This window comes from Shewanella marinintestina, from assembly GCF_023283845.1.
Taxonomy (GTDB): Bacteria; Pseudomonadota; Gammaproteobacteria; order Enterobacterales; family Shewanellaceae; genus Shewanella; species Shewanella marinintestina.
In genome coordinates this window covers 395296-414287 of the sequence record NZ_JAKILC010000001.1, presented here as the reverse complement: position 1 = coordinate 414287, position 18992 = coordinate 395296, and the positions used below count along the sequence as shown (strand labels likewise).

Sequence of the window (18992 nt, the reverse complement as noted above, 5' to 3'; positions counted from 1 at the left end):
GTTCCTTAAATTTTGCATACGTCACTTATTTCGCTCTTAGCTTATCTGTTAGGCTTAAACGCGAATGGCGATATTGTTATTCTTGAGATAGCGCTTTAAATCTCGGATACCGATGATCCCTTTATGAAACACGCTTGCAGCTAAGGCTGCATCAACGTTTGCTTCGGTGAATACCGCTTTAAAATGCTCTAGTGTGCCTGCGCCACCAGAAGCAATAAGTGGTACATCACAAATTGCTCTAATCATCGATAACTGTTTGATGTCATAACCTTGCCTAACACCATCTTGATTCATCACATTGAGTACGATTTCACCACAGCCCTGTTTTTGCACCTCTTCAACCCAGTCTTGAGTAAACCATTGGGTATCTTTAGTGGCCGTTTCGTCACCAGTAAACTGTTTGACTAAATAGCTGTCACGACTAGCGTCAAAATATGAGTCGATACCGATAACGATACATTGACGGCCAAACTCATCTTGTAAGCGAGCGATTAAGCTTGGGTCGGTTAATGCCGGTGAGTTAATCGAGATTTTATCTGCGCCAAAGGCAAGTTTTTCTCTTGCTTGCTCAATGGTTTTAATGCCACCAGCGACACAAAAAGGGATATCAATTTGTTCAGCGACGCGGCTTATCCAAGACTTATCAATGACCCTATCATGGGCGCTGGCGGTGATGTCATAAAATACCAATTCATCGGCGCCTTCTTCGGCATAGCGTTTAGCGAGCGGCACAATGTCGCCAACGATCTCATGGTTGCGAAATTGCACCCCTTTAACCACTTTGCCTTCTTTTACGTCAAGGCAAGGAACTATGCGTTTGGCCAGCATGCAATAGCCTCCTCAACATTAAACTGATTTATTAACAGCGCTTTACCGATAATTATGCCATTAGCGCCACTTTCTTTCACGGCTTGAACATCATCTAAGGTGGCGATACCACCAGAGGCTTGCCATTGGATCTCGGGGTAGCTTGCTGCAATTTCAGTGTAAAGTGCGGTGTTAGCGCCCAGCAGGGTACCGTCTCGACTAATATCTGTGACTAGAGCATGCTTTAATCCTACGCATTTAAACTCTTCAACCAGTGATTCTAAGCTTTTACCGCCGCCACTTTGCCAGCCTGATACAGCAACAACCTTCTCACCTTGTTCATTGATGTTGACGTCAAGAGCGAGGCAGATAGCCTCATTACCGTATTTTTCAAACCAACTCTTTACCAGTTCAGGTTCTTTTACGGCCAAGGAGCCAATCACCACTCGACTAACACCAATTTCTAATAACTCATTTAATTGTGCCTCGGTACGAATACCGCCGCCGACTTGAATCGGCGTATCGAGGTTAGTGACTAGCTCAGAAATTAAAGCTGTTTGACGCTGATTAGGATCTTTGGCACCAGTTAAGTCAACAATGTGCAGTAAGTTAGCGCCTTGTGCTTGGTAGCTTCTTAGCTGCTCAAGAGGACTTAAATTGAAAGTGGTTTGCTGGGCATAATCACCTTGATAGAGGCGAACCACTTGTCCATCGATAAGATCGATTGCTGGAATAATCATAACTGCGCCTCGTTTAATAGGTTACTGCTCGCCAATGACTTGGTAGACGATTGGACAAAAGTGTCTTTATTCATATACAGGAAGTTTTGTAGCATTTTTGCGCCCACTTCACTGCTTTTCTCTGGGTGAAACTGCACCCCTATAAAGTTATCTTTAGCAATGGCGGCACTAAAGTTTTCTCCGTGTTGCGCAGTGGCTATGGTGTACTCGCTAATTGGCGCGCGGTAACTATGGACAAAATACACATAGCTGCCAGCACTGATACCAGCAAATATTGGGTGGCTTGATGGTGTTATTTGATTCCAGCCCATGTGTGGCAGCGGTAAACCTTGGCTATTAAGCTGTTCAATATCAGTGGCAATAATATTTAAGCACGGGCAGTCATCACTTTGACCTCCGCGCTCTTTAGAGACGCGAGTCAGCATTTGCATGCCTAAACACACACCAAGCACCGGTTGTGTCAACTCGGGAATAAGTTGTACTAAGCCTTTGTTCTTTAGAGCGCTCATGGCTGCAGCTGCGGTGCCAACACCTGGTAACACTACCCGTTCAGCGGCTTTTATCATCTCAACATCATCGCTGATAAATAGACTTTCGCGTTCAATATCTGTCATTAAACGCTCAAAGGCATACCTTACTGAACTTAAATTGGCGCAGCCGGTATCAATAATCACGGTATTACCAATGATATTAGTTTGATTAAGAGTTATCTTTTGCTTACTCATAACACACCTTTGCTTGAGGGAAGGGCATCACTTTCAATGGCTATCGCTTGTCTTAACGTACGACCAAGGACTTTAAACAAGCTCTCTACCTTGTGGTGATCATTATCACCTTGAGTACTGATGTGTAGAGTGCAGCGTAGGCCATCGGCGAATGAGCGGAAAAAGTGCGGCACCATTTCAGTTGCCATTTGACCAACAAGTTCGCGCTCAAACTCGCCGTTAAATTTAATAAATGGGCGGCCTGAGAGATCTAACAAACAGGCGGCACCCGCTTCATCCATCGGGATAGCCTGTTGGAAAACATCATCTGACGGGGTATTGCCAAAGCGGGCGATACCGCGTTTGTCACCGAGTGCTTGGCGTAACGCATCGCCGATTGCCAACGCGGTATCTTCAACGCTGTGGTGATCATCAATCTCTAGATCACCATCGACTTTGATGTCCATTTTAAAGTTACCGTGAGTGGATATTTGTTCAAGCATGTGGTCATAAAACCCGATGCCAGTGTTGATCTCACCTTTGCTATTTGAATCTAAATCCACCGTAACGCGAATATCGGTTTCTTTTGTGGTACGGATCACCGTTGCTGTACGGTTTTTATTAAGAAGCTGATCGGCAATGGCATTCCAGTTCAAAGTTTCAGGGTTATATTGCAGACCGAGGATCCCCATAGAGTCGGCAAGCCCCATATCGGTTTCACGATCGCCAATCACGGCTGATTGGGTGAAATCAATTTTACCAGAGGTTAGGTACTCTTTGACTAAGCCTAATTTGGGTTTGCGGCAGCTACAGTTTTCATCATCAAAGTGCGGGCAAATAAGCACATCGTCAAATAATACGCCTTGGCTATTTAAGATCTGCATCATCATATTTTGCGGGGCATCAAAGTCATTTTTAGGGAATGACGGCGTGCCTAAACCATCTTGATTACTCACCATCACCAAACGGTAGCCGGTATTTTGTAATTTAAGCAGTGCAGGGATGACATTCGGCTCAAAGACTAACTTTGCTAGGCTATCAACTTGTTTATCTGTTACTGGCTCTTCGATTATGGTGCCGTCACGGTCAATAAATAGGATTTTCTGTTTCATCGCGCTCTACCTTTCAAATCTTGATACTTAAGTCAAAATAGACTCTCGTTTTGTTATTTTTCTATGTTGCTAGTGGCTTAACCATTTAGCGACTTATTTTGATGCCAATAAAATAGCTTTACTGAGAGCTGAGTTACTAGGATCTAAAAAGCGCAACGAGATAGTCAGTTTGCGCCTTGTTACTAAAGCTAAAACGAATGGCTTTGCTTAAGCGGGGATGGCTGTAACTTCTTGCTATTACGCCGGCGTCATTGAGCGATTTTTGCACCAGTTCTTTATCGTCAAATTCAGCGAGTACATAATTTCCGTGTGCTTTAATCACCTTGGCGCCAAAATTATCTAGAGCGTTCGCTAAGCGGGCGCCTTGAGCTTTCATTTCATTAACCTGTAAGGTCATGGTTTTTAGGCCGTCGGCACTTAACGCTTGAGTAGCGAGCTCGCTAACAGGTAGTGGCACTGGGTAAGGCGCTATCACTCGCATACAAATATCAATAATATCTGTGTTAGCAAGTAAGAACCCGCAGCGAGCACCCGCTAGCGCAAAGGCTTTGGATAAGGTACGTAACACCACTAGGTTATCTGTGCTAGCAACTAACTCGGCAACGCTGTACTCAGGACTAAACTCGATATAAGCCTCATCAACGACAACAATTGCGTTGGGACAATTTTTAATGACTGCGGTAATCTTTTGCTTAGTGATAACGCTGCCAGTTGGATTATTGGGGTTACAGATAAAAACCAGTTTAGCGCCGGCAACTTGTGCCTGATAATCTTCTGGTAGCTGAAAATCTTCAGTTAACGATAGTGGCTTAACACCCACATTGAAGGTTTTTGCACTAATGGCGTACATGCCGTAAGTCGGCCCAAAAGTAGCGATACTGTCTTGACCTGAGATACAAAAAGCGCGAATAAGCAGTTCAATTGCTTCATCAGCGCCGCGGCAGCTAATTATGCAGTCAGCATTGACACCACTATAGCGACTGTAGGCATTTATCAACGCTGGAGGCTGGCATTCTGGGTAACGATTAAGTCCATTAATATCACTGTTATTAAATGGGGACTCATTAGCGTTAATCCATATATCGCCTTGACCACCAATACGTCTTGCCGATTGGTAAACTTCGAGATCCAATAATTCAGCTCTAGCAAGGCGCTGCGCAAGGTTAAGTGAACTGGCGTTAGATTGATTAAGTGCCGTCATTACGCCTCCGTATTCACTAAGTTATTGTTATCAAGACTTGCTATACGCACGGCAATGGCATTTTTGTGGGCATCAAGTTGCTCAGCTTCAGCCAATACCATAACGCTATTGCTTAAGGTTTTAAGCCCATCTGCTGATAGTTCCTGCACGGTAAATCGGCGGCTAAAGTCTGCTAGGGATAAACTTGATACGGTTTTGCTGTAGCCATAAGTCGGTAAAACATGGTTAGTACCGCTGGCATAATCACCCACAGATTCTGGCGTATAAGCGCCGACAAACACTGAGCCAGCAGCGCGAATATTTTTAAGCACTTGTCGAGGTTGCTCAGTTTGAATGATTAAGTGCTCTGGCCCATATTGGTTAGATACTTGGGCAGCCATTGCCATATCGTTAACAATTATGCTGCGACTGCATTTTAGCGCTTCGGCAGCTATTTCTGCTCGTGGTAGTTTTGCAAGCTGCTCAATGAGTGCTTGGTTAACGTTATTTGCAAATAGCTCGCAATCGGTCACTAACATCACTTGAGAGTCTGCGCCATGCTCAGCTTGGGATAACAGGTCTGCCGCGACAAACTCAGGATTTGCTAGTGCATCGGCAATGACTAGCACTTCAGATGGGCCTGCAGGCATATCGATACTCACAGTACAGCGATTATCTTGACTCACCGCGCGCTTAGCTTCAGTGACAAAGCGGTTACCTGGCCCAAAAATTTTATCCACTTGCGGAATAGTCTCAGTGCCAAATGCCAATGCCGCTATGGCTTGGGCGCCGCCCACCTGATAGATCTCGTCAATACCGCATTCATTAGCTGCGTAAACAATAGCGTCATTAATTGGCGGTGGGCTAACCAATACTCGTTTGCTGCAACCTGCAATTTTGGCTGGCAGGGCTAACATCAGTACCGTTGAAATTAACGGTGCGGTGCCACCAGGTATATAGAGTCCCACGCGTTCAATGGCCTCAGAGCGAAGTTCGCAGCGAATACCAGACTGAGTTTCAATATCTATACTGGGCTGAATTTGCGCTGTGTGAAAACACTCAATATTGGCTTTCGCTTGAGCAATAGCTTGTTTTATCTCAAAAGATACCTTGGCGCAGCTTTGCTCAATCTCTGTTTTAGAGAGTTTTAAGTTATCGATATTGATGCCATCGAACTTTTGATTAAATTCAAATAGCGCACTGTCACCTTGTTCACTCACAGCATCGATTATCTGCGCAACGCTTTGCTCCAGATTGCTATCGCCAACAAGCGGCGAGCGAGCAAGTGCATTGCTTTTAGCTTGTTGGTTGAGAGATTGCCAATTGAGGATCTGCATATTGTTACCCCATCATTTTTTCGATTGGCATCACTAAAATAGAGCTAGCACCAAGCTGCGTGAGCTGCTCCATGGTGTCCCAGAACAGATCTTCGGTACTAACAGCGTGGATAGCAACACGGTTAGTGTCGTCATTGAGCGGGAGTACTGTTGGGTTTTCAGCACCAGGTAGTAAAGCAACAATCTGATCTAAGGTTTCAGTCGGTGCGTGTAATAAGATGTATTTGCTTTCTTTAGCGCGAACAACCCCATTAATACGCGATAAAATTTTGTTAATCAGTGCTTGCTTGTCATCGGGCTGAGATTGGATTGATTGAATGATGCACGCCATTGAGCGGTAGATGACTTCGGTCTCATATAAGCCATTTGCCTCAAGGGTGGCGCCGGTTGATACTAAGTCACAGATCCCATCAGAGAGTCCGGCGCGCGGCGCCACTTCTACCGAGCCTTTAAGCATACAGTCGCGATAGTTAATGCCTTTCTCTTGCATATAACGGCGAAGCAGGTTGGGGTAAGAGGTGGCGATTCTGAGGCCTTCAAGCGAGCTGGCATCTTGGTAGCTAAATTCGTTCGGTACCGCCAGTGATAAACGACATGCGCCGAAATCGAGTTCACGTAGTTTGATACACTCAGCTGGCTTACCTAAGCTTTGGCGCTCAATTTGTTCTTCTTCTAATACATTCTCACCAATAATGCCTAAATCAACGACACCGTCCATCACGAGGCCGGGAATATCGTCATCACGCACACGTAATAAATCGATTGGCATATTGTCAGAGTGGGCGATAAGGCGCTGTTCATTCACATTAAACTTTACGCCACAGCTCTTTAAAAGCTTTTGTGACTCTTTGGAAAGACGACCTGATTTTTGAATTGCGATACGTAATCTAGTTGACTCTGACATGGAATACTTCCTATTAGTTAATTTAAAAATTCTTATAAAACAATTTGTTAAGATAAAACCAAAAAACCCTTGGAATTCCTTCCAAGGGTTTTTGATATTTTTAAATCAACCGCCGGAAGGAAATAGTCCTTCGGCAGTAAGCTTCCGAAGGCTACCGCATATGGTGGTGATGATGGATAGTGTTCAAAAGCTGTGTCATATTCGTTTCTCTCAATTTTGAGTCAGGGAAAAGTTTACTTAAGTGCCCAGTTATTTACTTCAGCAAACTATTTCATCAGTGAACATTGCTGGTGGTTAAAGCAACGCTTGCTGCTTGGTATTTAAACTAATCAGTTTTAAAAATGATTGCAAGTGCTTATTTTAGCAGATGAGTAAACTTCATCTAAATGTCATCTTAAGAGCAAAACCGTTAATCTCATTTAAAAACCCTAGTCGCTTGTTCTTAAAATAACACAATGGCTCTTGTCTACTGCAAAGTGTCATTTCGTCTTGGGATAGTAACAAAAGCTAATGCTATCTTAATAATTAAGATAAACTGCATGGCATATTCAAAGTCTCCTGCTAGGTCAAATAAAGGTCCATTTTCTCTTGAGCGCTAAATTAATCCAACAAGTTGCCGCCGCATTTTCAAGCCAAGGGGTAATGGCCCAATCGATTAAGGGTTTTAGTCGCAGAGCGGTGCAAGCAGAAATGGCTGAAGCGGTTGCAGAATCTATTGCGAGTCGAAATAACCTGGTGGTTGAAGCGGGTACTGGTGTGGGAAAAACCTTTGCTTACTTGATCCCAGCACTACTCAGTGGCAAACAAGTTATTGTCAGCACTGGCAGTAAAAACTTGCAAGAGCAGTTGTTTTATAAAGATTTACCGGCACTGCTTGCTATGCTGGGCTTAACGCCAAAAGTTGCACTACTTAAAGGGCGTAATAACTACTTATGCCAGCACTTGATGGATAAGGAGTTATCGGGTGCTAGCTCAATGGATACTCAAATTCTTGACGACTTATTACGCATCAATCAATGGGCGGGGCAAACGACTGACGGTGATATTGGTGGTTTAACTGCGGTGACAGAAAACTCGGCGGCATTACCGTTAATTGTGAGTGCTAAAGAAACTTGTATTGGCCAGCGCTGTGACCACTATGATGATTGTTTTACTCGCAAAGCACGTAATAGAGCGATGGATGCACGTGTCATTGTCGTCAATCATCATCTTTTTCTCGCTGATAGAATTTTAAAGGAAACCGGCTTTGCTGAGTTATTGCCTGACTCAGATGTGGTTATTTTTGATGAAGCACACCTGTTACCTGATATAGCAGTCACTTACTTTGGACAGCAGTGCGCAACAAGGCAAATAGCCGATCTCTTTGACAAACTCATAGAGATCTATCGCTTTGAACTCCGAGACGCCAAACAAATAGAATTATTGAGTGCTCGCTGCGCAGCGCTGTTAAATGAGTGGCAACAAGTGTTGTTTGCTATTGGTGATACAGATTGGCGCCGCTTGTTATCGAACAAAGAATTGTCGGTGCTGTCGTGGGGTTTAATTAAAGAAATTAAAGCTTTGCAAAGTGTGTTGATGAGCCATGTCGGCCGCAGTGATAACTTAGATGATGAGATCCAAAAACTCGATGTTCTAGCCAATAAGTTAGAACTATTTTTCTTGTGTGAGAACAATCAGGCGGCTTACAGCATTGATTATGGACATCGTTATTTAGTGTTACGTATTGCGCCAATTGAAGTTGCTAAAGAGTGTCGCAAATTGTTTGAGTCGAATATTGCCTGGATTTTTACTTCTGCGACATTACAGATTAACCGCGACTTAAGCTTGTTTACCCGTCAACTCGGGTTAACTCAATGCCAAGAGATGCTGCTTGAGAGCCCATTTGATTACCGTAATAACGCGCTGTTTTGTGTACCGCGTCATTTAGCCAGCGTTAATAATCATCATGCAGCGCTTAATCAATTTGTCGATGTGTGTGTAAAGGCGGTTAATGCAGCCAAGGGGCGCACCTTTATCTTGTTTACCAGTCATAGAATGCTCAACCTAGTGGCGCCAGCGTTGCAACGGCGAGTGACATACCCTTTACTCGTTCAAGGTCAGGCAAACAAGCAAAGCCTACTGAAAAAATATCGACAGTTAGGTAATGCAGTACTTTTAGGTACCGGCGCCTTCTGGGAAGGAGTTGATGTACGAGGTAGGCTACTCAGCTGCGTTATTATTGATAAACTGCCCTTTGTGTCCCCTGATGACAACTTGTTTAGAGCCCGAAGTGAAGCTATTGAGCGCGAGGGAAAAGATGCATTTAGCGAAATATCATTGCCACAAGCGGTGATCACTCTTAACCAGGGGGTAGGTCGTTTGATCCGTGATGAAAAAGATAAAGGCGTACTTATCTTGTGCGATAACCGCATTGTGAATAAACCCTATGGACAGGCATTTTTAAATTCATTGCCGCCGATGGCAAGAACGAGAGATTTAGAAAAAGCGACGATGTTTTTAGAGCAAATTAAGTGATCAGTAATATCACCAAGTAGATAGCGGCCAATAGTATTAATGCTAGTAAGCAGCGCCTGCGGTAGGTTAGCCCTTGAGGATTGAGCAAACTAGGGAACAGTAAAAAATTGAGCGGATTAAATAACGTTTTATAGCTAATAATCGCGACACCGGGATTACGTCCGCGATAAAGCATTTTAGAAAAATAATACATAAAGCGAAACAGTAGCACCGGAAAGCTGACATATATGAGCAGTGTTAATGTGAGCTCTACAGTCATTTCAAACTCAGAAAAGGTTAACATAAGGCCTTTATTCCAAGCATCCTCCAAGCTATTAGAAAACCATATCAGCATAAAAGCCGTCATTAACATACAGAAAATGACAAACAACAGCGAGTAACGAAATAGACGAAACCAGTTTATGGTGATATGGCGCATTTACTACTCCTTTAGCTTTGTTCATCCTGTATTTAGGGAAATTTATTATTCATTAAATCTAGAGTAAATTTTGCTCATTAGCCTAGTTTTAAGGGCAATTTATGTTGTTTGTTCTGCCTTCGCTAAGGGCTTTGTTAAAGTAAAATTGAATAAATTGCCGATAACAAAGCATTTGACCCGTAATTGGGGCTTAATCCTTTGCTTTAAGTTGAGGTATAATTGCTGAATTGATCTTAACTAAGCTTAGTGACTGAACGCTCGGTTAAGCTTTCCATGACCGCCTTTTTCTTGAGTGCTTAGATTGCACCTGTTTGCGGTATAAAATTATATAAATTATAGGTTTGGTAAGTAATTCATGACAAAAGAATCTAACGATACGACACAGCTGAGCATTTTAGCGCTCGATACATGTACTGAGTCGTGTTCTGCAGCGGTTAGCCACCTAGGTAAAACCTTTAGCGAGCAAGCCGATGCACCGCGTGAACATAGCCAGCGTTTGTTGCCTATGGTGAAATCGGTGTTGGGCGAAGCTGATCTGAAGCTGCAAGATGTTGATGTGATTGCTTACGGCAGAGGGCCCGGTAGTTTTACTGGTATTCGAATTTGCACCAGTATTACTCAAGGTTTAGCTCTTGGCCAAGAACTACCCGTTATTGGTATTTCAACTTTAGCTGCAATGGCGCAAGCTGCGATTGAACAGGGCGCAAGCCAAGTTCTCGCTGCAATCGATGCTCGCATGGGCGAAGTGTATTGGGGCCAATATATTGCAGTTGATGGTCTTGCAACTTTAGTTAATGAAGAAGTCGTGAGTGCGCCTGCTGATATTGTGTTAAGTCTAGATTTAACTCAGCCGATTGCAGCTTGTGGTACCGGTTTTGATGCTTACCCTGAAATACTTGAGCATAGTGAGACTATGTCTTTATGTGAGGCGGCGAAATTCCCTGAAGCCAAGTTTATGTTGGCGCTTGCCCAAGAGGGTGTGAATAACGGCTTGAGCACCAGTGTTGATGAACTGACTCCAGTATATTTACGTGACACAGTAACCTGGCAAAAATTGCCAGGTAGAGAATAAGCTGCGTAGTTAATTATGATCTACAAGCACTTTAGTTTCGATTAACTTTAAAAACCTAATCAAAAGTAATACCTTGTAGAACATTATTTAGGTTAAAGTCATAAGTTAAATAGCTGTTATAACAGTTGCTACTCAATATGAGTGATAGTGAACTCCCTTTTAATTAAGGTTAAATTAGCGAGTGAGCGATGACTTGCTAAATTAAGGACTGTGTCATGCAGATAAATGCCAGCCAGCTTGCAACAACGCATCAGGCTGCAAAAATTGAGGTCAACAAGTCTGTTGCTAGCCAGCAAACTCCGGCGATCAGGCCTGAAGCTGTTGAAAGTTCTGCGGCAATTAATCCACAGCAAACGCTGGTGGATGTTTATCACGAAGATGTAGCAACACTGCAATCTCGTTTAGGCGCCCATGTTGAGTATGAAAGTCAAACCGGCGGTCAACGTGGCGCGGTGGCAGAATATTTGATTAACCAACATGCTGCAAAGCGAGATGAGATCCAGCAGATGGTCGGTATAGATACTTATGCTTAACCGCCACTCAGACGCCGCTGATAACTCTTTACCTCAAGGTGTTCAGCCTTCGGGAGCCCCTGGACGAACTCGATTTTTTATAGAACTCCTCATCGCTTTCCTCGTGACACGTATTCCCTTTGTTAGTGTGCCTTTTAAATGGCTCGAAAGTTATTTTCATGAGGTCTCACACGCGCTTGCTACACTTTTTTCCGGTGGGGCAGTGAGTCATATTCAGCTTTTTCCTAATGGGGCCGGGCTATGCTTTAGCCAAGGTGGTTGGCCATTATTAATTGGTTTTGCTGGTTATTTTGGTGCTGCCCTTTGGGGTTATCTTATTTTTATGTTTGCCACTTGGCCAAAAGGGATCCGAGTCAGTTTTGCCGTATTAGGCGGGGCAGTTGTGCTGACGATATTACTATGGGCACGAGATCTTTTGACCATTGCCATTTTAGTGAGTCTTGCGGGCTTGTTCTTATTGCCACTCAAGCTGCAATTGAACCGGTTTTTAGCCACTTTCCTAAGAGTAATAGCGCTGATGATTATTTTAAATGCGCTAGCCAGCCCTATGGTGCTTTTAGGTTTAGAAGGGCAAGGCGATGCCAATATGCTGGCGGGTGAAAGCTGGCTTCCGGCTTGGTTTTGGGTGGGAGTTTGGTTAGCGACAAGCGCGTTAATGCTGTTTTTATGCTGGCGTAGAGTCGACAGCGCTGCTAAACGCCGTGATTAACAGTCCTCTATTGAACGACTCTTCTCTATAATTTGTCCACTTAACGCAAAATACGATATCCGTTGATTCGTTTCAGTCACTCTAAAATGTAAATCTCTGTTTATATGGGTTGGTTTTTTGTTAACTGACTGCTAGGTTGATGCCTATCATATAAGGGAGATTGATAATGAAAAAGAAAATTGTTGCAGCCAGTATCTTACTTGCTAGCACTTGTAGCCTATCGCTTTTAAGCACGGCAGCTAACGCACACAATCATGGCAATACAGCGCTAGAAGCCGCTGTAACTAGTGACTTTCGACAAGCTAAAAACAGCGCTCGTGATGAATACCGTCACCCACAGCAAACCTTAACTTTTTTTGAAATTAAACCAACTGATACCGTGATTGAACTTTGGCCAGGTGGTGGTTGGTATGCTGAGATCTTAGCGCCATATTTAGCTGGTGAAGGTCATTATGTTGCGGGCAACTTCGATACCAATCCAAGTGATGAAAAGCTCAAAAATGGTTATCGCGCCAAGTCAGGCAAGAAGTTCGAAGCTTGGCTTAGCGACAATAAACAAAAGCTTGGCGCAGCAAGTACAGTGACTTTCGATCCTCCTAGCTATTACGTGATGGGTAAAGATAATAGCGCTGATGCGGTATTGACCTTTAGAAACTTACATAACTGGGCAATGAAAGGGTATTTAGAGCCTGTATTTGCATCAGCTTATAAAGTGCTAAAGCCGGGTGGGACTTTTGGTATTGTTGAGCATAGAGCTAACCCTGGAATGGATGCTAAAACTGGTTATATGGATCAAACTGAAATGGTTAAGCTTGCTGAAAAAGCCGGCTTTACCTTTGTTGCTAGCTCTGAAGTCAACGCCAATGCTAAAGATACTAAAGATTATCCGAAAGGGGTGTGGACTTTGCCGCCACGTTTAGCGCTTGAAGACCAAGATAAACAAAAGTATCTGGATATCGGTGAAAGCGATAGAATGACGCTTAAATTTATTAAAAAGTAATTGTATAGATGCACTTAGTCTGCGAATCCGATAACGAAATAACCTTAGAGCTACCTCATATCAATTTAGCGGGACGCTTGTGGGGTTCGCCAGACAAACCTTTGCTATTGGCATTACATGGCTGGTTAGATAATGCCAATAGCTTTGAACCACTCAGCCATTATCTAACTGAATATCAAATCTTAGCCATTGACTGGCCCGGTCATGGCGGCTCGCAGCATAGACCCGGGGCATATCCCTTGCACTGGATAGATTATCTCTACGATTTAGATGCCTTAGTCGGCGCGCTGGAAACACAACCCGTAGCAATTATTGGCCATTCTTTAGGTGGGATTATTGCCTCTGCTTACGCCGCTGCTTTTCCTGATAACATAAGTAATCTGGTGTTAATTGAAGCGCTTTCCCCTCTATATGAAAACGAGTCTAAGTCTAAAAAACGCTTAACTAATAGTTTTAGTGACCACAGGCGCTTTCTGGCATCACTATCTAAACCCGTCAGTATTTATCGAGATATGGCAATTGCTGCCAATGCTCGGCACAAATTAACCGCACTAGACCTGCAATGGTGCGAATTATTGACTCAGCGCAATATGCAAAACCTTGATTCTGGGGTATGCTGGCGCAGTGATCCTCGCTTAAAATTAGATTCCCCTTTAAGACTGACTTTTTCTCAAGTCGATGCCTTAATGCAAGCTCATACAGTCAAAACTCTATTAATTTCTGGTAGTGGCGGATTCCCGCAATTACGAGAAGCGATCCCGATGGCGAATCGCTGGTTTAAACAATTACAGACTATAGAGCTCGAGGGTGATCACCATCTGCATATGGGGAATGCGCTAAAGGTGTCTCTCGCAATTGAGGCATTCTTAAAAGTCTAAGCAAAAAGAGGCTAGGTTTTTTGTTTCTTTTATGTGATGATAATCAAAATTTAAACGCTTGTATGATTTATTGGCGTTGACTAAAAATATAAAGAATAGACAGTGTTTTAGCTTGCTTGTTGGCAAGCTGCTAACAACCATTGCGGGTTTGATTACCGCAGGTGGAGATATTAGGAGATTTTTGTGGACCAACTTTGGATTAATAATCTACCGGACGATGTGCCTTCTGAGATTGATGTAGAGCAATATGCATCGCTTGTTGATTTATTTGAGACATCAGTGGCTAAATATGCGGATCAACCAGCGTTTGTCAATATGGGCGCAACCTTGACATATCGCAAGTTGGAAGAGCGTAGCAGAGCGTTTGCGGCATACCTCCAGAATGAGTTGAAGCTAAATAAAGGCGACAGAGTCGCGATTATGATGCCAAACCTTTTACAATATCCTATTGCACTGTTTGGTATTTTACGTGCAGGCATGGTGGTCGTGAATGTTAATCCACTATACACACCGCGTGAGCTTAAACATCAGCTAAATGACTCTGGCGCAAAGGCTATCGTAGTGGTATCAAACTTTGCCCATACGTTAGAAAAAGTGGTTGCTGATACGCCAGTCGAAAGCGTTATCTTAACCGGTTTAGGTGACTTACTCAGTGCACCAAAGCGTACCGTGGTTAACTTTGTGGTTAAATACATTAAGAAAATGGTGCCTAAGTACCATTTGCCACATGCTATTTCTATGCGTAAGGCTTTATCTAAAGGTCGACGTATGCAATACGTGAAACCTACAGTTAAAAAAGACGATTTAGCATTTTTACAATATACCGGCGGTACAACAGGTGTGTCTAAAGGTGCAATGCTTAGCCATGGTAATGTTGTCAGCAACTTACTACAGGCTGATGCGGCTTATGGGCCAATGTTGGATCAAGGTAAAGAATTTGTGGTTACAGCATTGCCGCTTTACCATATCTTTGCATTAACGGTTAACTGCTTACTGTTTATTCATAAAGGCGCTAATAACCTGCTGATCACTAACCCAAGAGATTTGCCTGCATTTATTAGTGAATTAGAAAAGCATCCATTTACGGTATTGACCGGTGTTAATACTTTATTTAATGCGTTGGTGAATAACGAAGATTTCGCTAAGCTTAACTTTAGTGAGCTGAAATTATCAATTGGTGGCGGTATGGCTGTGCAACGTGCTGTTGCTGACAAGTGGCAGGGATTAACTAAGACCCGACTACTTGAGGGTTATGGCTTAACAGAAGCAGCTCCGCTGGTAACTTGTTGTCCATATAATCTAGATGGCTATAACGGCTCTATTGGTTTCCCTGTCGCCAACACTGATATTCAAGTGCGTGACGATGAAGGTAATGTTTTAGCCCAAGGCGAAACTGGTGAGTTATTCGCTAAAGGTCCACAGGTCATGGTTGGTTATTGGCAACGTCCTGAAGAAACTAGTAATGTTATTGATAAAGACGGTTATTTAGCAACGGGTGATATCGGTTACATGGATGAAAAAGGTTTTTTCTTTATCGTTGACCGTAAAAAAGACATGATTTTAGTATCGGGCTTTAACGTGTTCCCAAATGAGGTTGAAGAAGTCGTTGCTCTGCACCCGAAAGTGATTGAAGTCGCTGCAGTGGGCGTACCGCATGAAGTGTCTGGTGAATTAGTTAAGGTATTTGTTGTTGCAAACGACAAATCTTTAACCAAAGAGGACGTAATCAAGCATTGTCGAGTGCATTTGACGGGCTATAAGATCCCTAAGCTGGTAGAATTTAGAGATGAACTGCCTAAAACCAACGTAGGTAAGATCTTACGTCGGGAATTAAGAGATGAGGCTAAGCAAGATTAACCTCATTAGTCATTAAGTGGTGATTGCCACTTTTGATTAGACTAAAGCCGGCAATTGCCGGCTTTTGCATATTTATGGAGTAGACAACTTTGTTAGCGTTTCAATATATTGAAGATGATGCCAGTTTAGCGGCCCTTGTAGAGCAATACCAAGCAGCTGATTTATTGGTGCTAGACACAGAATTTGTTCGTACTCGCACCTACTATGCAAGATTAGGTCTTATTCAAGCCTATGACGGTAAAACACTCGCGCTAATCGATCCATTGGCTGTGAGTAATTTACATCTATTTTGGCAACTGCTTAAGAAAGAAAGCAGTGTAAAGCTACTTCATTCATGCAGCGAAGATTTAGAAGTGTTTGCTCATTATGGGCAATGCCAACCAACTAACTTGTTTGATAGCCAAATAGCGGCAAGTTTAGCTAGCATGGGGCACGGTTTGGGTTACGCGAAACTCGTTGAGCAAACATTAGAAGTCAGCTTAGATAAAGGTGAATCACGTACTGATTGGATTAAGCGTCCTCTGACCGAAGCGCAGTTAAACTATGCCGCCAATGATGTTTATTATCTTTATAAGCTATATCCACAATTGGTGCAGAAATTAAAAGAGCAGGGCAGACTCGATTGGGTATATGAAGAAGGTGAACGTATCACTCAAGGTCGACTCGATCTTCCTGAGCCAGATACAGCTTACTTAAAGGTTAAAAATGCTTTTCAGCTCACCAGCAATCAGCTTGCGGTGCTGAGAGACTTAGCTAGCTGGCGTTTAAGACGTGCATTGCAAAAGGATTTAGCATTAGGGTTTGTGGTCAAAGATCATGCGTTGATTGGTCTTGCCAAGAAACAACCTAAAAACAGTAATGATCTGTATAAGCTAACCGAGCTTACTGAGCAAGAAAAGCGTATTCATGGTAAAGAGATTTGCCGGATTATAGCTAATGTTAGCTTTGATAATCCGCCTAAACCGCTAGATGTGATTGCGCTGAAGACAGGTTATAAAATTGCATTTAAGAGCATTAAAAATTGTATTACAGAGCAAGCGGAAGCACACAATATTCCAATTGAACTACTTGGCTCTAAGAAGTTTATTCACGAGTATCTAGAGTGGGTTTGGGCCGGTAAGCAAGGTGATAAGCCGCTAATCTTAACGGGATGGCGTGAAGCGATTGTCGCAGAAGCACTTTACGCACTGAAGCTCCAATAATTCAGTAGTTAACGTTAAGTATTGAAAACGAATAAAAAGCCCGCAATAGCGGGCTTTTTATCACTCTAAGTTCGATATCACTTTCTGCTTGGTACCAATAGCACAGCTACACAGCCACTATTGATAACAAGAAAGCTAACTAAAAATTAGTTTTGCTCTGGTAGGGTGACATTAAGCTCGAGTACCGACAAGTTTTCGTCATTTTGATCAAGCTGCACAGAGACTTGATCTGGGCCTACTTGCACATACTTACGGATCACTTCAATGATTTCTTGCTTCATCTGCGGAAAATAATCCGGTGCATCACGTTCACCGCGCTGATGGGCTACGATGATTTGCAGTCGCTCTTTAGCTGTGACAGCCGTGCTGGGCTTTTTATTTGTTTTAAAGTAATCAAGTAAGGACATAGTTAGCTACCAAAAATTCGTTTTAAGAAACCTTTCTTCTCTTCCTTAAGAAATCGGAAAGGCAGTTCTTCACCTAATAACCTTTCTACAGCATCGCTGTAAGCCATACCTGCATCGCTTTCTTGATCGATAATAACAGGTACACCAGAGTTAGAGGCTTTGAGTACGGCTTGTGATTCTGGGATCACGCCGATCAATGGGATAGCTAAGATCTCTTCTACATCTTGCACACTTAGCATTTCACCGGTAGTTACTCGAGCTGGAGAGTAGCGAGTTAGTAGCAAGTATTCTTTCACTGGCTCTAAACCGTCTTCAGCACGCTTAGACTTGCTTTGTAACATACCCAAGATACGGTCTGAATCGCGCACTGAGCTGACTTCAGGGTTAGTTGTTACAATCGCTACATCTGCAAAGTACAGCGCCATCATGGCACCTGTTTCAATACCCGCAGGTGAGTCACAAATAATGTATTCAAAATCTTTAGCGAGATCTTCTAATACCTTACCTACACCTTCTTTGGTTAATGCATCTTTGTCGCGGGTTTGTGACGCTGGCAAGACGAATAATTTTGGAGTGCGCTTATCTTTAATCAAAGCTTGATTAAGGTTTGCTTCGCCATTAATTACATTAACAAAGTCATATACCACTCGGCGCTCACAGCCCATGATTAAGTCTAAGTTACGTAGACCAATATCAAAATCGATAACCACGGTTTTATGGCCTTTCATCGCAAGACCAGTGGCAATTGCAGCACTTGAGGTGGTTTTACCCACGCCGCCTTTACCCGATGTGACAACAATAATTTGCGCCATTTATAATAATCCTTTCAATTTTGCGCTCTTACAGAGGCAATGATTCAACCGTAAGCGTTTCGCCTTCTAGGCGAATACAACCGCTTGGAGCGGCTCCGTTTTGCTGAAGATTTTCAGTTAACCAGTATTGACCTGCAATCGATACCAGTTCTGCTTCAATTTTTTGTGCCATGATGACAGTATTTCTGTCACCCGCTGCGCCAGCCATCGCTTTACCACGCAATGTGCCGTATATATGGATACTGCCATCAGCAATTACTTCTGCACCGTTACCCACTGCGCCAATAATGATTAAGTCTGCATTCTTGGCGTAGATTTGTTGCCCTGATCGGACATTTTGCTTAACGATTTTAGTCGTTTTAGGTAATTGAGGCTGTGAAATGGCTTCTTTTCCTGATTTTACTGCTGCAAGACCAATAGATTTAGCTTGTTTTGTGAGCGCGGCAGATGCACTTGTTATGCCCACAACAATCAAATGACGACTGGTTAATATTTCTTTTAAACCAAGTATGTCAAAATCTTCAGTTTGAATAGCACTAAGGTTAACCACTAAAGGTGCACCAATAAAAAACTGTGGTGCAATGGCGAGCTTAGCATCTAACTCAGCTGCTATAACTGCCATATCATCATTGTTGATATGCAGTACAGAAAGAGTAAAAGAGGAGCCTTTTAATTCTAGGCTAGGTGTTTGCATTCCTGTATTGCTCTCTAGAAAAGTTCAGCACGAGGCCGATATCCATTATATTCCTAACGGTCCATGGTATAGTGTGCTTTCGTAGCTGGCAAGTTGAATAGTTTGGAAATTG

19 protein-coding genes and 1 other annotated feature are annotated in these 18992 nt (G+C 43.1%); of the genes, 8 read left to right on the top strand and 11 right to left on the bottom strand.

What is annotated here, in order from left to right:
* Positions 1-54 precede the first annotated feature (54 nt).
* From hisF to hisG, 7 genes are all read right to left on the bottom strand, one after another.
* Positions 55-828, bottom strand: coding sequence for an imidazole glycerol phosphate synthase subunit HisF (gene hisF / locus L2747_RS01840; RefSeq protein WP_248997406.1), 774 nt, complete (start codon positions 826-828; stop codon positions 55-57).
* Positions 810-1547 (bottom strand): 1-(5-phosphoribosyl)-5-[(5-phosphoribosylamino)methylideneamino]imidazole-4-carboxamide isomerase, encoded by a 738-nt coding sequence (gene hisA / locus L2747_RS01835; RefSeq protein ID WP_248997405.1) that lies wholly within the window; start codon positions 1545-1547, stop codon positions 810-812. Before hisA ends, hisF begins: the two co-directional genes overlap by 19 nt.
* A complete protein-coding gene (hisH, locus tag L2747_RS01830) occupies positions 1544-2272 on the bottom strand; it encodes an imidazole glycerol phosphate synthase subunit HisH (protein WP_248997404.1) in 729 nt (242 codons plus the stop codon). The genes hisA and hisH overlap by 4 nt, the downstream gene beginning before the upstream one ends.
* Complete coding sequence (gene hisB / locus L2747_RS01825) at positions 2269-3363, bottom strand: bifunctional histidinol-phosphatase/imidazoleglycerol-phosphate dehydratase HisB (RefSeq protein ID WP_248997403.1); 1095 nt, start codon at positions 3361-3363, stop codon at positions 2269-2271. The genes hisH and hisB overlap by 4 nt, the downstream gene beginning before the upstream one ends.
* Before the next feature lie 136 nt (positions 3364-3499).
* Positions 3500-4564, bottom strand: coding sequence for a histidinol-phosphate transaminase (hisC, locus tag L2747_RS01820; RefSeq protein ID WP_248997402.1), 1065 nt, complete (start codon positions 4562-4564; stop codon positions 3500-3502).
* Positions 4564-5880 carry a histidinol dehydrogenase gene (hisD, locus tag L2747_RS01815; protein ID WP_248997401.1) on the bottom strand — a complete coding sequence of 439 codons (1317 nt, stop codon included), beginning with the start codon at positions 5878-5880 and terminating at the stop codon, positions 4564-4566. Before hisD ends, hisC begins: the two co-directional genes overlap by 1 nt.
* 4 nt (positions 5881-5884) lie before the next feature.
* Positions 5885-6784: an ATP phosphoribosyltransferase gene (gene hisG, locus L2747_RS01810; RefSeq protein ID WP_248997400.1), complete on the bottom strand. Its 900-nt coding sequence runs from the start codon at positions 6782-6784 to the stop codon at positions 5885-5887.
* 56 nt (positions 6785-6840) lie between these two features.
* Positions 6841-6960 (bottom strand) — a sequence feature (His leader region).
* A gap of 412 nt (positions 6961-7372) precedes the next feature.
* Between hisG and yoaA the strand changes: the two genes are divergently transcribed.
* Entirely contained in the window at positions 7373-9298 is a 1926-nt protein-coding gene (gene yoaA / locus L2747_RS01805; protein WP_248997399.1) for a DNA repair helicase YoaA, read from the top strand.
* On the opposite strand, the gene L2747_RS01800 is transcribed toward yoaA, so the two are convergent.
* The gene (locus tag L2747_RS01800) at positions 9291-9716 is read right to left on the bottom strand and encodes a hypothetical protein (RefSeq protein WP_248997398.1); all 426 of its coding nucleotides are present in this window, start codon (positions 9714-9716) and stop codon (positions 9291-9293) included. The two genes, yoaA and L2747_RS01800, sit on opposite strands and share 8 nt — an antisense overlap.
* 355 nt (positions 9717-10071) lie before the next feature.
* Here L2747_RS01800 and tsaB point away from each other — a divergent pair, with 355 nt between their 5' ends.
* From tsaB to rnd, 7 genes are all read left to right on the top strand, one after another.
* The gene (gene tsaB, locus L2747_RS01795; protein ID WP_248997397.1) at positions 10072-10788 is read left to right on the top strand and encodes a tRNA (adenosine(37)-N6)-threonylcarbamoyltransferase complex dimerization subunit type 1 TsaB; all 717 of its coding nucleotides are present in this window, start codon (positions 10072-10074) and stop codon (positions 10786-10788) included.
* 215 nt (positions 10789-11003) lie between these two features.
* A complete protein-coding gene (locus tag L2747_RS01790) occupies positions 11004-11321 on the top strand; it encodes a hypothetical protein (RefSeq protein ID WP_248997396.1) in 318 nt (105 codons plus the stop codon).
* Entirely contained in the window at positions 11314-12030 is a 717-nt protein-coding gene (locus tag L2747_RS01785) for a M50 family metallopeptidase (protein ID WP_248997395.1), read from the top strand. The genes L2747_RS01790 and L2747_RS01785 overlap by 8 nt, the downstream gene beginning before the upstream one ends.
* 166 nt (positions 12031-12196) lie before the next feature.
* Entirely contained in the window at positions 12197-13030 is an 834-nt protein-coding gene (locus L2747_RS01780) for a class I SAM-dependent methyltransferase (RefSeq protein ID WP_248997394.1), read from the top strand.
* Between the two features lie 8 nt (positions 13031-13038).
* Positions 13039-13908 carry an alpha/beta fold hydrolase gene (locus tag L2747_RS01775; RefSeq protein WP_248997393.1) on the top strand — a complete coding sequence of 290 codons (870 nt, stop codon included), beginning with the start codon at positions 13039-13041 and terminating at the stop codon, positions 13906-13908.
* Between the two features lie 183 nt (positions 13909-14091).
* Positions 14092-15765, top strand: a complete 1674-nt coding sequence (fadD, locus tag L2747_RS01770) for a long-chain-fatty-acid--CoA ligase FadD (RefSeq protein WP_248997392.1) — start codon at positions 14092-14094, stop codon at positions 15763-15765.
* A gap of 89 nt (positions 15766-15854) precedes the next feature.
* Complete coding sequence (rnd, locus tag L2747_RS01765; RefSeq protein ID WP_248997391.1) at positions 15855-16967, top strand: ribonuclease D; 1113 nt, start codon at positions 15855-15857, stop codon at positions 16965-16967.
* Between the two features lie 146 nt (positions 16968-17113).
* Here rnd and minE read toward each other — a convergent pair whose 3' ends face one another.
* From minE to minC, 3 genes are read right to left on the bottom strand one after another with little or no spacing between them, the layout of a single operon-like run.
* A complete protein-coding gene (gene minE, locus L2747_RS01760) occupies positions 17114-17374 on the bottom strand; it encodes a cell division topological specificity factor MinE (RefSeq protein ID WP_248470561.1) in 261 nt (86 codons plus the stop codon).
* A 2-nt stretch (positions 17375-17376) separates the two neighbouring features.
* On the bottom strand, positions 17377-18186 hold the full coding sequence (gene minD / locus L2747_RS01755; RefSeq protein ID WP_248997390.1) for a septum site-determining protein MinD: 810 nt from the start codon (positions 18184-18186) through the stop codon (positions 17377-17379).
* Between the two features lie 28 nt (positions 18187-18214).
* A complete protein-coding gene (gene minC, locus L2747_RS01750) occupies positions 18215-18880 on the bottom strand; it encodes a septum site-determining protein MinC (RefSeq protein ID WP_248997389.1) in 666 nt (221 codons plus the stop codon).
* Between the last annotated feature and the right edge of the window lie 112 nt (positions 18881-18992).

What these genes read in the sequence shown, in the direction of transcription:
- L2747_RS01790 (WP_248997396.1), top strand. Translation starts at nt 11,004, where the DNA reads ATGCAGATAAATGCCAGCCAGCTTGCAACAACGCATCAGGCTGCAAAA.
- hisB (WP_248997403.1), bottom strand. Translation starts at nt 3,363, where the DNA reads ATGAAACAGAAAATCCTATTTATTGACCGTGACGGCACCATAATCGAA.
- L2747_RS01780 (WP_248997394.1), top strand. Translation starts at nt 12,197, where the DNA reads ATGAAAAAGAAAATTGTTGCAGCCAGTATCTTACTTGCTAGCACTTGT.
- minD (WP_248997390.1), bottom strand. Translation starts at nt 18,186, where the DNA reads ATGGCGCAAATTATTGTTGTCACATCGGGTAAAGGCGGCGTGGGTAAA.
- minE (WP_248470561.1), bottom strand. Translation starts at nt 17,374, where the DNA reads ATGTCCTTACTTGATTACTTTAAAACAAATAAAAAGCCCAGCACGGCT.
- L2747_RS01785 (WP_248997395.1), top strand. Translation starts at nt 11,314, where the DNA reads ATGCTTAACCGCCACTCAGACGCCGCTGATAACTCTTTACCTCAAGGT.
- hisD (WP_248997401.1), bottom strand. Translation starts at nt 5,880, where the DNA reads ATGCAGATCCTCAATTGGCAATCTCTCAACCAACAAGCTAAAAGCAAT.
- hisG (WP_248997400.1), bottom strand. Translation starts at nt 6,784, where the DNA reads ATGTCAGAGTCAACTAGATTACGTATCGCAATTCAAAAATCAGGTCGT.
- L2747_RS01800 (WP_248997398.1), bottom strand. Translation starts at nt 9,716, where the DNA reads ATGCGCCATATCACCATAAACTGGTTTCGTCTATTTCGTTACTCGCTG.
- hisF (WP_248997406.1), bottom strand. Translation starts at nt 828, where the DNA reads ATGCTGGCCAAACGCATAGTTCCTTGCCTTGACGTAAAAGAAGGCAAA.
- hisA (WP_248997405.1), bottom strand. Translation starts at nt 1,547, where the DNA reads ATGATTATTCCAGCAATCGATCTTATCGATGGACAAGTGGTTCGCCTC.
- L2747_RS01775 (WP_248997393.1), top strand. Translation starts at nt 13,039, where the DNA reads ATGCACTTAGTCTGCGAATCCGATAACGAAATAACCTTAGAGCTACCT.
- minC (WP_248997389.1), bottom strand. Translation starts at nt 18,880, where the DNA reads ATGCAAACACCTAGCCTAGAATTAAAAGGCTCCTCTTTTACTCTTTCT.
- hisH (WP_248997404.1), bottom strand. Translation starts at nt 2,272, where the DNA reads ATGAGTAAGCAAAAGATAACTCTTAATCAAACTAATATCATTGGTAAT.
- hisC (WP_248997402.1), bottom strand. Translation starts at nt 4,564, where the DNA reads ATGACGGCACTTAATCAATCTAACGCCAGTTCACTTAACCTTGCGCAG.
- tsaB (WP_248997397.1), top strand. Translation starts at nt 10,072, where the DNA reads ATGACAAAAGAATCTAACGATACGACACAGCTGAGCATTTTAGCGCTC.